The 14,390-nt window shown below is 27.3% G+C and carries 13 protein-coding genes; all 13 read right to left on the bottom strand.

All coding sequences use genetic code 11. The features are described 5' to 3' along the window. Window positions 1-24: 24 nt before the first annotated feature. The 13 genes from GBZ86_RS00685 to GBZ86_RS00625 all read right to left on the bottom strand — a co-directional run bounded on the left by GBZ86_RS00685 (window position 25) and on the right by GBZ86_RS00625 (window position 14,247). Window positions 25-1,212: a glycosyltransferase gene (locus GBZ86_RS00685; protein ID WP_152886775.1), complete on the bottom strand. Its 1,188-nt coding sequence runs from the start codon at window positions 1,210-1,212 to the stop codon at window positions 25-27. 13 nt (window positions 1,213-1,225) lie between these two features. Beyond that, window positions 1,226-2,416, bottom strand: coding sequence for a glycosyltransferase (locus GBZ86_RS00680; protein ID WP_152886773.1), 1,191 nt, complete (start codon window positions 2,414-2,416; stop codon window positions 1,226-1,228). Window positions 2,417-2,448: 32 nt separating this feature from the next. Next, a complete protein-coding gene (locus tag GBZ86_RS00675; RefSeq protein WP_152886770.1) occupies window positions 2,449-3,621 on the bottom strand; it encodes a glycosyltransferase in 1,173 nt (390 codons plus the stop codon). A 13-nt stretch (window positions 3,622-3,634) separates the two neighbouring features. Next, a complete protein-coding gene (locus tag GBZ86_RS00670; protein WP_152886768.1) occupies window positions 3,635-4,738 on the bottom strand; it encodes a polysaccharide pyruvyl transferase family protein in 1,104 nt (367 codons plus the stop codon). 132 nt (window positions 4,739-4,870) lie between these two features. Further along, window positions 4,871-6,061 carry a glycosyltransferase gene (locus tag GBZ86_RS00665; protein WP_152886766.1) on the bottom strand — a complete coding sequence of 397 codons (1,191 nt, stop codon included), beginning with the start codon at window positions 6,059-6,061 and terminating at the stop codon, window positions 4,871-4,873. A 20-nt stretch (window positions 6,062-6,081) separates the two neighbouring features. Beyond that, complete coding sequence (locus tag GBZ86_RS00660; RefSeq protein WP_152886764.1) at window positions 6,082-7,221, bottom strand: glycosyltransferase family 1 protein; 1,140 nt, start codon at window positions 7,219-7,221, stop codon at window positions 6,082-6,084. A 137-nt stretch (window positions 7,222-7,358) separates the two neighbouring features. Further along, window positions 7,359-8,435, bottom strand: coding sequence for an EpsG family protein (locus GBZ86_RS00655; protein ID WP_327443411.1), 1,077 nt, complete (start codon window positions 8,433-8,435; stop codon window positions 7,359-7,361). Between the two features lie 17 nt (window positions 8,436-8,452). Beyond that, a complete protein-coding gene (locus GBZ86_RS00650; RefSeq protein ID WP_327443409.1) occupies window positions 8,453-9,346 on the bottom strand; it encodes a glycosyltransferase family 2 protein in 894 nt (297 codons plus the stop codon). A 23-nt stretch (window positions 9,347-9,369) separates the two neighbouring features. Next, the gene (locus tag GBZ86_RS00645) at window positions 9,370-10,479 is read right to left on the bottom strand and encodes a glycosyltransferase (protein ID WP_152886762.1); all 1,110 of its coding nucleotides are present in this window, start codon (window positions 10,477-10,479) and stop codon (window positions 9,370-9,372) included. Window positions 10,480-10,483: 4 nt separating this feature from the next. Continuing rightward, on the bottom strand, window positions 10,484-11,647 hold the full coding sequence (locus tag GBZ86_RS00640; protein ID WP_152886761.1) for a glycosyltransferase family 4 protein: 1,164 nt from the start codon (window positions 11,645-11,647) through the stop codon (window positions 10,484-10,486). 99 nt (window positions 11,648-11,746) lie between these two features. Next, window positions 11,747-12,412 (bottom strand): acetyltransferase, encoded by a 666-nt coding sequence (locus tag GBZ86_RS00635; RefSeq protein WP_152886759.1) that lies wholly within the window; start codon window positions 12,410-12,412, stop codon window positions 11,747-11,749. A 32-nt stretch (window positions 12,413-12,444) separates the two neighbouring features. Continuing rightward, window positions 12,445-13,065: a sugar transferase gene (locus tag GBZ86_RS00630; RefSeq protein WP_152886757.1), complete on the bottom strand. Its 621-nt coding sequence runs from the start codon at window positions 13,063-13,065 to the stop codon at window positions 12,445-12,447. A 36-nt stretch (window positions 13,066-13,101) separates the two neighbouring features. After that, the gene (locus GBZ86_RS00625) at window positions 13,102-14,247 is read right to left on the bottom strand and encodes a DegT/DnrJ/EryC1/StrS family aminotransferase (RefSeq protein ID WP_152886754.1); all 1,146 of its coding nucleotides are present in this window, start codon (window positions 14,245-14,247) and stop codon (window positions 13,102-13,104) included. Between the last annotated feature and the right edge of the window lie 143 nt (window positions 14,248-14,390).

The following is a 14,390-nucleotide window of genomic DNA, read 5'->3' as shown; positions in this document are numbered from 1 at the left end:
TTTAAAATATAAAACTATTTTCATCTAACCAATAGCTTGGTAAAGTTTGTTTACTTCTGTAGTTGTATCAAAGTGTTCTAATGATAATGCTTTTTCAAAGCTTTTTCTCTTTTCTATATCTTCAATTAAAACTTTAATTTCTTTATATAATTCATTCTCATCACAAGAAACAATATATCCATTTTCTCCATGATTAATCTGCTCTTTAGCTCCAGTAAAGTCTGTAGTTACTATGGGCTTATTTAAACATTTAGCTTCTGCTAAAGTAAGACAAAAGCCTTCATGCCTTGAAGTTTGAACATATATATCACTTTTAGCTATATAAGGATATGGATTGTTGGTAGCTCCTAAAAGAATAAACTCATTTTCTAAGTTTAATTCTTCTATTAGATTTTCATACTCATTTCTTGCTGGGCCTTCTCCAACACAATACCATTTTACTTTATAACCTTCTTTTTTAAGTTTATGTAGTGCCTTTATGGCAAGGTCTTGTCCCTTTTCCTTTGACAATCTTCCTACAGTTACAACCTTAATACCATTAAAGCTTTCATCCATATCTATTTTTTCTTTTGACATATTATTAATTAAAGTTTTTGATACTATGTTTAAAAAAGTTTCCGTTTTATGTTTAGCTTTTGGTATTATATTGTCTAAATGAATTTTTGCTTCCTTTGACACTACAAAAATCTTATGAAATTTTTCATATAATTTTGTATATAACTTTGAATTAACTTTATGCTTAGAAATATCAAAATGAATCCATGAAATTTTCTTTTTTGCTTTAATTTTATGGGCTATATAATAGTCTATAACATCTGTTGGTCCTGCATAGGCTATTGCCACATCATATTCTTCTTTATGTTTTGGTACATGAGTAAATACATGTTTATAATAAATGTGTCTATCATTCTTTTTTTCAGACATAAAATAAGAATAAATAAATGGGAGTATTTTAAAGTATTCTTTATTTTTTATGTAGGATTTTATGGTTTCCTTTGGAGGTTGCATAATTATTGGCTTTATCTTTTTAAACCATTGAACCTCTTCAACCTTTACCCATTGTGGTAATTTATCTAAGAAACCACCTTTTTTTTCAAGCATTAAAATTGTTACTTCATATTTATCTTTAGGTATAACAGATAATAAAGAAAGTAGGGATTTTTCTACCCCACCTATCTTCATACTACTTACCATAAATAATACTTTCTTCATTAGTTTGTCCTCATTAAGCTAATTCTGCTACTTTATTTAGTTTTTCAATTTCTTTAGTTGTATCAATGTTATGATTTAAGTTACTTTTTATAGTATTTTTTAAATCTTCACAATGTATAAGTCTTTTAATTGCTTCATACATTTCTTCACTATTAAGATTAACTAAAAGACCATTTTTCTCATGCTCTATTTGCTCTGCTGCTCCTGTAAATTTACTTGATATTATAGGATTATCAAAACATCTAGCTTCTGCTACTGTTATACAATACCCCTCATGACGAGATGATTGAACATACATATCACAATCTCTAACATATGGGTATGGGTTAGCATGTGCTCCCATAAGTACATAGTCTTCTTTAACCCCTAAATCCTCTATGATTTCTTCATATTCAGTTCTTGCTGAACCTTCACCAATACAATACCATCTAACCTTATATCCATCAGCCTTTAGTCTAGCTAAAACAGGAATAGTTAAATCTTGACCCTTTTGTTTAGCTAATCTTCCTACTGTAAGTATTCTCATTCCCTCAAAACCATCATTGAAAGATTCTCCTTCATTAGCCATTTTCTTAACTAAATCTGAAGATACAATGTTGAAAAATTCTTCTGTTTTTCCCTCTAATTCTGGTATTTCATTTATAAGAGACTTCTTTGCTTCCTTAGAAACAACAAAAATCTTATGAAACTTTGTATATATATTCTTTGCAAAATTCTTGTTAAAACCTATTTTAGTTACATCAAAGTGAATCCATTGAAGCTTTTTCTTAGCATTTATTTTGTTTGCAATGAAGTATGTAATAAATTCCATTGGACCAGCATAAGCTACAGCCACATCATATAAATGATCTATAGGTTTAATATCCTTTAATATATGCTTATAATAATAAGAGTTATCCTTTTTAATTTTTGAAATTCCATAACTAATTAAAAGCTTTATTCCTTTAATATACTTCTTTTCTTTAAATAACTTTTTAGCTAAGTGCTTTGGTGGTTCTTGTATGTATGGTTTTAATTCTTTATACTCTTCTAAAACTCTTACATTAACCCAATTAGGTATGTATTTTAAAAATTCACCTGACTTCTCTAACATTAAAACTGTAACATGATATTTATCTTTAGGTAATTCATTAAGCATTGTAAGTAATGCTTTCTCTGTTCCCCCTACATTCATGTTTATAATCATAAAAACTATATTTTTCATTGGTTTCTCCTAAAACTAATTTATAATTACTATTAATTTAATAGTTGGTTTATCTTATTTATTTCACTTTCTGTTCCTAAATTTTCTTTAATAAGATTATCTTGTACATTTCTATAGAAAAATTCATCCATTATTAAATACTTAATACCTCTAAAAATATTCATTCCATCCATTTTTACAACTAATCCATTTACTCCATGATTTATTTGATTTTTTACTGTTTCAAAATTAGTTGCTATTACAGGTTTTCCTAATATTTTAGCTTCTGCTATTGCCATTCCAAACCCTTCAAATCTAGATGGCTGACAATATATATCACAATTTTTTATATAAGGATATGGATTAGTGAAAGTCCCTAAAAGTTTGAATTCTTTTTGTAATCCATTTTCTTCAATGATACTAATTAACTCATTCTTTAAGATTCCTTCTCCTATTACATACCATCTAAATTCAATTCCATTATCTTTAAGCTTTTTAGCTGCTTCTATGGCCATATCATATCCTTTTGTATGAACCAATCTTCCTATGGTTAAGATAGTAGTTCCTTTAAAATTTTCTTCTGCTAATTGTACCTGTTCTTCTGCCATTTTTTTTATTAAATTATGTGGAATAATATCATAAATAATTGATACTTTTTCCTTAAACTGTGGATAAACTTCTAAAAAAATCTCTTTTGCCTCATGGGATACTAAATTTATTCCATGAAACTCTTCATAGTATTTAACATCAAAATCTTTTGAATATCCTGCTTCTTTATAATTTGTATTTATCCAGCAGTATTTCTTTTTAGCCTTAACTCTACTGCTTACCACATAAGTAGGTAGCCCTTGACTGTAGGCTATTGCTACATCATACTCTTTTTCTATAGTTTCTATTGAACTAGATATAAACTTCCAATTCTCTTGTGCTTTATGTAATTTTTTTTTCTTTAGTGGCATTCTTAAGTATGCTGAATACTTTAATTTAGTTAACATATACTTTAACTCTTTTATATTTTTTATAGATTTTCCACTAGAAAAAAATCTTGGTGGCTCTATTATAGTTACTTCATCAGGAACTAAAGATAAATATAATCCTGATTTACTTATTAACATTAAATCCACATCATATTGGGTATAATCTAATAAATTTAATAAGGATACTAAACTTTTTTCTGCTCCACCACTATGTAATGAATCTATTAGAAATAGTATTTTTTTTTTCATTTTTTTATCCTCTTTATGCTAGTAATTCTTCTAAATATTTTTTAGAAAACTCTATTTTTTCATTAAGAATTTTGTCTACCTTTGAGTAATCAATATCCTTAATTAACTCTTCTACCTTATAATCAGCACCTATTAATCTTTCACCTATATTTAAATCTGTTAATAAATCTCTCATTCTTGTGTTTATGGCTTCTGTTCTATTTACTATGTTGAAATTTTTCTTAAATATTAGTGAGAATATAGCTGCATGGAAGGAGTTAGACACTACAAATTCTGCATGTTTTACAAGGGATATAAAAGTTTGTGGTCCACTATACCTAAAGGATTTATCTGAATAATCTGGTTTATCTATATTTAGTGTGTATATTTTATATCCTTTAGCTTTTGCAATATCCTTTGCTACTTTTTCAATTACTGAACTTCTGTCAAAATCATATACTAGTATAAATTTCTCATTAAATTTACACTCACTAATTTTACTCCATTCCTTATGGTCTAGTAGTAATGCTGGGTCTACTACTTGTATAGCATTATCTATTCCTAATCCTTTTAATACTCTAACACCACTTGATTCTCTTAATGCCACTTTATCTAATCTACTTACTTTACTCTTAACTAAATCCACACATTCATCAGGTACTTTATCTATTGCCATGCTTGCTGCATAGGATGCTTTAATTTTATTATCTGGAACAAAGTCTAAGTAAAAAGCTGGATCTCTTCCATTTTTGTGAAGACTATTCCAAATTTGATCACTTCCACAAAGATAAGCATCTGCCTGGGGTGTATTTTCCTTTAGTTCTTCATTGTTTGTATATGTTCTCTCCGTAACCTTTAATCTTTCTTTAGTGAACTTGTCAAAGGCTCTTTTTCTCTTTAAACTTCTTATTTTAATTGGTGCTTTTAGCGTTATATATGCCCACTTAGTTATTAAGTTTTTTTCCCATCTAGGATTATCCACACTAAGCATGTTATATAAATTACCTAAGTAATTAGGTTTATAATCTATAATTTCTACATCATGTCCATTATTCTTTAGATAAGTCATAAGTCCATAAGCTTGAAGGGATGCGCCATGGTTATAAACATCATGACAGGTAATTGTACACACTTTCATAATTTTTTACTCCTTTTTATTTTCCATTAGTTTCCTAAACAAACCTCTTTAGTAATTCTATAAATTTATATTACTTATTAGTTTTTTATTTCTTATGAAATATTTTTTTATATGAAATTCCACTTCACTTTTTTAAAATAAGGAATACAGTTTTTCTAATTCTTCTTTATTTCCGTAGTTTGTGTTTAAACATTTATCAGCTAATTTATTTCTTAGTTCTTTATCTTTATATAGCTTTTCTATACCATCTGCTATTCCTTTTATAGATAACTCTGTTATATATCCATCCACCCCATGGTCTACCTGACTTTTTGCAGTAGTGTAGTTTGTTATGATAACAGGTTTTCCTAATATTTTACCTTCTGTTACCGTAACTGCTTTTCCCTCATATCTAGAAGGTTGTACATATAAGTCACATGCTTTTATATATGGATATGGATTTATCTTCTTTCCTAATAAAATAAAACTATTTTCTAGATTATTTTCTTTTATAAGCTTTCTAATAATAACTTCATCTCCACCATAACCTACCACATACCACTTTATATTTGTTAAGCCTTTGTTATGAACTTTCTTTAATGCTTTTACTGCATTATCTATTCCCTTAGCATGAGATAATCTTGCTACTGTTATTAAATTAAAGCTCTTTTTATCTTCTATAAAATCTTCTATTTTTTCATTAGACATTTTGTGGATAAATTCTGGTGAAGTTATATTTTCTATAACCTTAACCTTTGATTCTAATGTTGGATATTTTGATAAAAAAGCCTTTTTACACTCTTCTGAAACTGCTATGATATGATGAAATTTATTCCACATTTCTAAGTCTATTTCTATATGTGTATCTATGGTTGAATAATCTGTGTGTATCCAAGCTATTTTCTTTTTAGCCTTAACCTTATCTGCTATAAAATAATGTGGCCAAAGATAACTTATGGCTACGTCATATTCTTCTTTTAATTTTGGTAAAAAGGGTATAGCATATTTCCACATAAGCTGCATTTGAACACAACCTGGTTCTTTAAGACTTTCTTTTTTAGCTAATTTGTTTGCATTAAATTTTGCTAAAAGTCTACATATTCCCAGGGAAATTTTTTTTTCTTTAAATACTTCAGATATGGATTTTCTAAAGGTTGCATACTCTTTTACTTCCTTTAGTAATGTATGCTTTTTAGGTAATAACTTAAAAAAATCTCCTGTATGTCTATATAACATTAAATCAACATTGTTTTTTTCATAGTCTAAGTTATCTAACATACTTATAAGACTTCTTTCAACTCCCCCAACTTCCATATCAAATGAAGATATTAATACTTTTTTCATTTGTCTTCTCCTAATCATAACTAATAACTAACTTTATAAATATTCATCAGTTCCTTTGTTATAGTTTTTATATTATATCCTGCAATTTCAAATCTCTTTGTTATTTGTTCCTTTGTTATTTTTTCATTACAATTTAAAGAATTTAGTATGGTTTCACTCCATTTTTCTACTCCATCCTTTAGTGTAAGCATCTTAAATAATCCCAACCCTAAATCAGCTTCTGGCTGTATTGCTTCTGAAACTACACAAGGTATTCTTGCTGCTTGTGCTTCTAATAAAACTAATCCTAACCCCTCATAAATTGAAGGAAATAAAAATAAATCTAAATTATTTAGTATTTCTGGTATATCATTTCTAATACCTAAGAATAATATATTTTCTTCTAATTCATAACATTTAACTTGTGTTTCTATTTCTTTTTTTAAATGTCCATGACCTACTAAAACACACTTTATTTTTTTATTTTTTTTAACTAAATAACTCATTATTTCTATAATAAATTTATGATTTTTTGCATCCATAAATCTTCCTATATGTCCTATTAATATGTCATCCCTTTTTAGTCCAAGTTCTTTTCTTAAATTGTTATTATCATTACAATTTATTATTTTTTTGTAATTTATGTAATTAGGTAATCTTTTATATTTTTTATTTTTTCCTATACTCTCTCCAAATAAATATTTTCCTGCATTATGGCTACAAGCTAAAAAATTTGTGGAGAAAATTCTTATAACTTTAATCATGGAGTTTGTATATACTTTTTTTATAAAGTTATCTTTTTTATCTAAAGTAGTATGGGCATGAGATACTCTAACTTTAACTCCTGCCATCCATGCAGCTATCATAGCTATACCACAGTTAAACAGGGTATGAGCATGAATAGCTTCATACTCTCCCTCTTCTTTTATTACTCTAATTAAATCTTTAATAGCCTTTATAGCGCCTACTTTATTTGGTGCATTTAATCTTATTACTTTACCTCCTAAAGCTTCTATTTCTTCATCATAGTAAGCTTTTTTATTATAGTAAGATATAAAATCAAATTGAATATCCTTATGAACTTCTCTATATAAATTCATAAGCATAGTTTCTGTTCCACCTACATTCATACCACCAACAACATGTAATACTTTTTTTCTTAAATTACTTGAAACACTCATTTAAATTTAAACTCCTATTTACATCTTTTGTTCTTTATTTTTTATAACCCCAATATGGATGGGAATTAACTTATAACATTGTTTATATCTATAAACAGCCATCACTTTAAGAATTACTTAATCATAGAATAGTTCACTTAATTAACTACATAATAAAATAGCTGTTCAATGGTGAACTTTGTTCTATATACTATTCCTAAGCTTACCCCATGTTCAAAATAGAAAAATATTAAGTAACCTATTAAAAATCCTAAATAAACCAATCGTTTTTCAGATCGTTCTAAGCAATTTTTTATTATATAAGGCAATAATATAAAAGAATATGGTTGAAGGGTTACTGTAAATCTAGCAAAAGCCCAATTGAAAGCAGAAAACATCATTATTATGAAACAAACTAAACTTATGTTTACAAATATATTACTATCTGGCCATTTTTCTTTTAATGATTCTCTTTTTATAAATGCAAATAAAACAGGTACTGCAAATAATGCTATTCTTATTAGGTTTGCTCCACCTTCATTGTTTGTAGCATAAGCCCCATATTTTGAATTACTTAAGGAACCAAAAACAATGTCCATAATTGGATTAAATAAAGCTACTGCCACTAATGTAACGGCTAATAGTTTTCCTATGGTTTTTGACCACGCTTCTGTTCTAGCTATGAAGTAAACTGGTATCATTATTACTGATGAATTGTGAAATAAGGTTGCAAATGCTATTGCAGCCATATAGGTTTTCATCTTACCTTTTAAAATTAAAGGTGTGGCTGAAAATATTATTGCTGCGGCTAAAGCTTGTCTTAAAGCATTCATGGTAACAAGATAATATCCTGATGCTATATACATAAAAATAACTAACTCAAAGTAATTTTTTTTACTATAATTTCTTAAAGTCCAGATATTAAGGGAAGTTGTTATTAAAGCTAATGTAAACACCATAACCTGTGGGTTTGTAGATATACTTTTTAAAAATTTCATTAAAGCTAAAAAACCTGGTTCATATCCCTGTGCATTAAACCCTGGTCCAAGCATTTCATAGGTATGAACATAAAATACTGTGTCTCCTATACCATGTCTTAACCCTGCAACTAAAATCAATACAGCAGAAAGTACAAAAGTAAAAAATATAGATGCTTTTCCTGATTTAGTATTTGTTAGTCTAGCTATTAAAGCTATAATATAGGTTGCTATAAGGGTATAAAATAAAACATCCACTTTGTCAAAACTCCTAACTATACTTCTTTTGTATTTTTAATTATGTGTAAATATAATAACCATCCTAAAGGCATTGCTAATATAGTAAGCATTTTACAAGGAACTTCTTTTAAAAAGTTTTTATTTTTACTTATAATAGAACTTGCCACATAATGAACACATTCTTTTAATTTAAACTTTAATGTTGCTTTTGAATTTTTCATATTTTCTACTCTGTAAAAGGCAAATCCCTTTGGATTTTTTTTGTATTGTTTTATCATATTTCTAGATGATCCATCTTCTAAATATTCAACTATACATACTTTTTCATTCATTGTTGCTACTTCATATTTTTCATCTATTTTATAATATTTATAAGCAAGTCCAACATATCTCTCCCCTTCAAACAATGGGTACTTATAATCTCTTGTTAACTCACTTCTATATATTAATTTTTTATCTCCAGGAATTTTATAAGTATTATTAATTTCAAAAAGAGTTGTCCTTTTTAAATGTTCTGGAAACTTACTTCCTATTACTTCCCCATTTTCATAGGCATCTAATGCTATTATTCCTGCCAAATTATCATTTTTATTTTTTTCCCAAAAATTCTTTATTTTCTCTACTGCATAATCTGGCATATAATCATCTGAATCTATACACACATTTAACTCCGTATCTATATTTTCATAAGCTGTGTTATGCGCTCCATGCATTCCTTGATTTTTTTGATATATATATTTTATTTCAAACCCATTGTCTTCCTTAATCCACTGATTTATTAAATTTTTTGTATTATCAGTGGAACCATCATCTACTACTAACCAAGTAAAATCCTTTAAAGTTTGTCTTTTTAAACTTTCATAACATTTATGTATGGTATACCCTCTGTTATATGCTGGAGTGAACACTGTTAATAATGGTTTTTTCACTTTAGTTTCTCCTTACTTTTAATTTATATTGCTTCTCGTAGCTCTAAATATTTTTTCTCTATTTTTTCTACATAAGAATGTATATTGTAATTTTCATCTATAAATTTAAAAGCATTTTCTCCATATGCTTTTATTCTTTCTTTATTGTTCTTTATTTCTATTAATTTATCTATAAAGACTTTGTACTCACCTTCATTAATTATTATTCCTGTTTCATTATTTATTACTTCACTTATACTTCCTACATTCATTGAAACAATTGCTTTTTTAAATGCCATAGCTTCTAAAATAACCATTGGTAATCCTTCATATAGAGATGGTAAAAAGAATATATCTATAATTGGATAGAATTTATAAACATCTCCTTGGAAACCTGTTAGTATAAAGTATTCTTCTAAGTTTAATTCCCTTATTAACTTTTTAACCTGTTCCTCTTGTTCTCCATTTCCAACTAATAATATCTTTGAATCATTAAAATATTCCTTATAATTTGCAAACTCTTTTATAAATGGAATAATTCCTTTTTGCTCATGCAATCTTCCAATGAACCCAATTATTTTTTTATCTTTTGGTATGTTAAATTCTTTAACTATTTCTTCGCTTTTACTTACATCTACCTTAGTTATTTCATCTATATCCATGGCATTAGATAATATAGTTGTTTTATTTTCATAAAGATAATTAGTATGTTCTTTATAAAAGTCATAAACTACCTTTCCACAAGTTATGTTGTGATCATATTTAGGTCTTATATAACCGTCTATCTTTTTATTTTTACTATCATTTTTTAACCATGGGTAACAGTTATGTATATGAGATATTACTTTTACATTTAATGAGTATATTTTCTTTACCATATATGCTTTTAATGAAGCATTATTATCATGGGCATGGATTACTTTTATCTCATTTTCTTTTATTATGTTTTTTAAATCTCTCATTGTGCTAAATAGTTTTTTATTTGAAAAACTTAAAGCGTAGGTTTTTATGCCTTTATCTTCAAATACTTTTTTTAAAGTTTCTCCTCCACAAACTACTATAGGCTCAAATTTTTTCATATTCTTACACATAATAAGTGCCATTTTTTCAGCACCACTTAATTTATTCATTGGTAAAATGTGAAGACACTTCATTTGCTTATCCCTCCAAAACACTTTCATGTATTTTTAAAATTTCTTTTGTAACTCTTCTTACATCGTAAGGGTGTATTTCATCTGGTATTGCAACATTTTTATTATTATTTAAATAATAATTTTCTATAGCTTTAGCTGTTTCTTCATAATCTCCAAGTTTAACTAAAGTTCCTACATTTTTATTGCATACTAAATCTCTATTTCCCCTTATGTCTGTGGCAATAACTTTCTTTCCATTGGCCATAAGTTCCATTATATTTCTTGGTAGTCCTTCTCTGTAGGAAAGTAGTATTCCTATATCTGCTATGTTTATAAGATTATTTATGTCATTTCTAAATCCTAATAATTTTACATTATTACCTAAAGCTCTTTTCTCTATTTCTTCTTTTAACTTTTCTGATAGAACTCCATCGCCTACGCATAATGCTTTTATGTTTGGAAATCTATTTTTTAAAATCTCCATTGATTTTATTAACTGTATATGATTTTTATTTTCGTTAAGTTCTGCAATCATTATGATAATAAAGTCATTCCAAGTTAACCCTAATTCTTTTCTTATATTTTTCTTAATTTCATTATTTAATGGTTTGTATTTAGTTAAATCTAACCCTACCCCCTTAACGAAATAACTTTGTTTAGGTCTTATTAATTTCTTTGTTACTTTATAATCTTCTTCATTTATATTGATAGTTACATCTGTAAATTTAGCCATAAATTTCTCTATTGGATAATAAGTTAGCCAAGCTATCTTTGAACCACCCTTTAAAAAATGGTATCCATGAGCTGTATAAATTGTTTTTATTTTTGGATGTTTTTTCTTTAGTAATCTTCCATATATAGATGCTATGGGAGTATGTACATGAACAATATCATAATTATTTTCTTTTTGAATTTTATCTAAAAGCTTAAATGCTTTTACATTTTCTGAGCTTAAAGGATTTCTATTAAAAGGTATTTCAAAAACTTTAACCCCTTTTTTTATTAACCCTTTATCTACCTCCTTATCAATAGAACATGCACAATCAACCTTATATCCTTTTCTTATTAACTCTTCTATATGTGGTATTAAAAAAGCATTAATAGTTCTACTAACTGTTGTTACATAAAGTATCTTTTTCACCAATTGACTTCCTTTCTTATCTTTTGTTTTATATAACTTAAATTTCATATAAATAGAAAACTCCACATTACCTAGTAATATGGAGCTTCTGCTTTATAAATAAATTAAAATATTAACTAATATATTCTTAAATACATTGTAGTTTATCTATACTACAGCACTTTTACTTAAAACTCTTGCTGGTATTCCAACAGAAGTAGTATTATCTGGTACATAATCTATAACTACAGCACCAGCTCCAATAACCGCACCTTGTCCTATTGTTTTTGATTGTATTACCGTTGATCCAGATCCCATCAAAACACCTTCTTCAATTGTGTCAAAGCCTGATACACTTACATTCCATAATAATGAAACATAATCTTTTATAACAGTATCATGACCAATTCCACATTTAGAACTAATTAAAACGTGATTTCCAACTTTTATATTGGTAGTCATTATTACACCTGGATAAATTATAGTACCATCTCCTATTTCAATAGTTTCATCTATATAAACGGACGGATGTACTATAGTTTCAAAGGAAAATTTATCTTCTAATCTCTCAATAATAAATTTTTTAACTTTATAATTTGCCATAGCAACTACTAAATATGTATTTTTACAAGTATCTATTTCTTCATTATATTTTTCTAGGAAGTCTACTCCCCCTAAAACCTTAATTCCATTTATTGATTTGCCCCATTTATTTTTATCATCATCTATGAATCCAACTATGTTGTATTTGTGTTCTTCTTTATTTATTTGGTTTATAATCCAAACTACTTCTCTTCCAACGCCACCTGACCCAATTATTATGATGTCCTTCATTACCTAAAACCTCTTAAATTATATGATTAAAGTTAATTGCAACCATTAAACTTCTCTATAGTTACATTTCCCTCTTGATTTATTCCTTCTTTTTTAAATACCTTATAAACAGTTAAAAATAATATTTTTAAATCTAATATAAAAGACCATTTTTCAACATACTCTACATCTAGTTCAAATTTATCATGCCAAGAAATTGAATTTCTGCCGTTAATTTGAGCAAAACCTGTTAATCCAGGTGTAACATCATGCCTTTTAAGTTGTCTTTCACTATATAACTCAAGATATTCTACAAGCAATGGTCTAGGACCAACTAAACTCATATCTCCTTTTAATATGTTTATAAGTTCTGGTATTTCATCTAAACTACTACTTCTTAATTTCTTTCCAAAGTTAGTTAGTCTTTCTTTGTCTGGTAGTAAATTTCCCTTTTTATCTCTACCATCCTTCATACTTCTAAATTTAATCATCTTAAATACTTTATTGTTTTTACCCACTCTTTCTTGAGTAAAGAAAATAGGACTTCCTAATTTAATTCTAACTAAAATTGCAACAAATAATATAATTGGTGATAATAGTATTAATCCCGAAAGAGATAGTACTATATCCATAATTCTTTTTATTATAAGTTCAAATTTTTTACCCTTAACCATTGTGTACACCTACTATCTAATATATTTTACCCTTTGTTACTTACTGAAAAGATTTCTAATAATCTTAATAACCTTTTGAATATCATCCTCAGTCATTTTTGTATCTGAAGGCAAACAAATTCCTCTATTAAATATATCTTCTGCTACACTTATTCCTTCATCATTATGATTAAAGAATTCATAATCTTTATAATAAGGTTGAAGATGCATTGGTTTCCATACTGGTCTAGATTCTATATTTTCATTTTCTAATGCTAAAATTATATCTAAAGGCTTAACCTTACTTTCTTCTTTTAGCGTAATTACACTTAACCAATAGTTAGATTCTCCATATTCACATATGGGAGCCATTTCTATTTCACTTATATCTTTAAACCCATTTTTATAAGAATTAAATATATGTTTCTTCTCTAAAATTCTTTGCTCTAATATTTTTAGCTGACCTCTACCTATACCAGCTACTATATTACTCATTCTATAGTTATACCCTAATTCACTATGTTCATAATGTCTTGCATTATCTCTTGATTGAGTTACCCAAAACTTTGTTTTTTGCATCATAACTTCATTATTTGAAACTAACATTCCACCACCAGAAGTTGTTATTATTTTATTTCCGTTAAATGAAAATATTCCATAATCACCTATTGCTCCACTCATTTTACCTTTATATGTAGCACCTAATGATTCTGCCGCATCTTCTATTATTGGAACATTATATTTATGACAAATTACTTTAATTTCATCCATATTTGCACTTTGTCCATAAAGATTAACAACTATAACCGCCTTAGGAAGTTGTCCTTTTTCTGCATGTTTTTCAAAAGCTTTCTTTAAAGCCTTTGGTGACATATTATAACTTTCTTCTTCTGAATCAATAAAAACAGGTATTCCACCTTCATACATGATAGGATTCGCACTTGCTGCGAAAGTTAGACTTGAGCAAAAGACTTTATCATTTTTTTCTATGCCTACACATTTTAATGCCATATGAATAGCAGAAGTTCCTGAAGATAGTGCTACTGCTGATTTACACCCAACATATTCAGCAATTTCTTTTTCAAACCCATCAACATTTTTACCTAGTGGAGCAATCCAATTTGTTTCAAAAGCCTCATCAATAAATTTTTTTTCTAATCCACCCATATGAGGTGATGCTAAATAAATTCTTTTACATTCCATTTTCAAACAACTCTGTTACCAATATAATTTATAAACCCTAAATAAATTTTGGTAACACCTACTCCCTTCTCTTATGATTTAATGAATTCAAATTCATTAAATCTATATATTAATTCTTTTGTAAAAATATCTAATAACTAAAT

The organism is Clostridium tarantellae (genome assembly GCF_009295725.1).
GTDB classification, from domain to species: Bacteria; Bacillota; Clostridia; order Clostridiales; family Clostridiaceae; genus Sarcina; species Sarcina tarantellae.
This window is presented reverse-complemented; position numbering and strand designations above follow the sequence as displayed.

What these genes read in the sequence shown, in the direction of transcription:
- GBZ86_RS00685 (WP_152886775.1), bottom strand. Translation starts at nt 1,212, where the DNA reads ATGAAGAAAGTATTATTTATGGTAAGTAGTATGAAGATAGGTGGGGTA.
- GBZ86_RS00680 (WP_152886773.1), bottom strand. Translation starts at nt 2,416, where the DNA reads ATGAAAAATATAGTTTTTATGATTATAAACATGAATGTAGGGGGAACA.
- GBZ86_RS00675 (WP_152886770.1), bottom strand. Translation starts at nt 3,621, where the DNA reads ATGAAAAAAAAAATACTATTTCTAATAGATTCATTACATAGTGGTGGA.
- GBZ86_RS00670 (WP_152886768.1), bottom strand. Translation starts at nt 4,738, where the DNA reads ATGAAAGTGTGTACAATTACCTGTCATGATGTTTATAACCATGGCGCA.
- GBZ86_RS00665 (WP_152886766.1), bottom strand. Translation starts at nt 6,061, where the DNA reads ATGAAAAAAGTATTAATATCTTCATTTGATATGGAAGTTGGGGGAGTT.
- GBZ86_RS00660 (WP_152886764.1), bottom strand. Translation starts at nt 7,221, where the DNA reads ATGAGTGTTTCAAGTAATTTAAGAAAAAAAGTATTACATGTTGTTGGT.
- GBZ86_RS00645 (WP_152886762.1), bottom strand. Translation starts at nt 10,479, where the DNA reads ATGAAGTGTCTTCACATTTTACCAATGAATAAATTAAGTGGTGCTGAA.
- GBZ86_RS00640 (WP_152886761.1), bottom strand. Translation starts at nt 11,647, where the DNA reads ATGAAATTTAAGTTATATAAAACAAAAGATAAGAAAGGAAGTCAATTG.
- GBZ86_RS00635 (WP_152886759.1), bottom strand. Translation starts at nt 12,412, where the DNA reads ATGAAGGACATCATAATAATTGGGTCAGGTGGCGTTGGAAGAGAAGTA.
- GBZ86_RS00630 (WP_152886757.1), bottom strand. Translation starts at nt 13,065, where the DNA reads ATGGTTAAGGGTAAAAAATTTGAACTTATAATAAAAAGAATTATGGAT.
- GBZ86_RS00625 (WP_152886754.1), bottom strand. Translation starts at nt 14,247, where the DNA reads ATGGAATGTAAAAGAATTTATTTAGCATCACCTCATATGGGTGGATTA.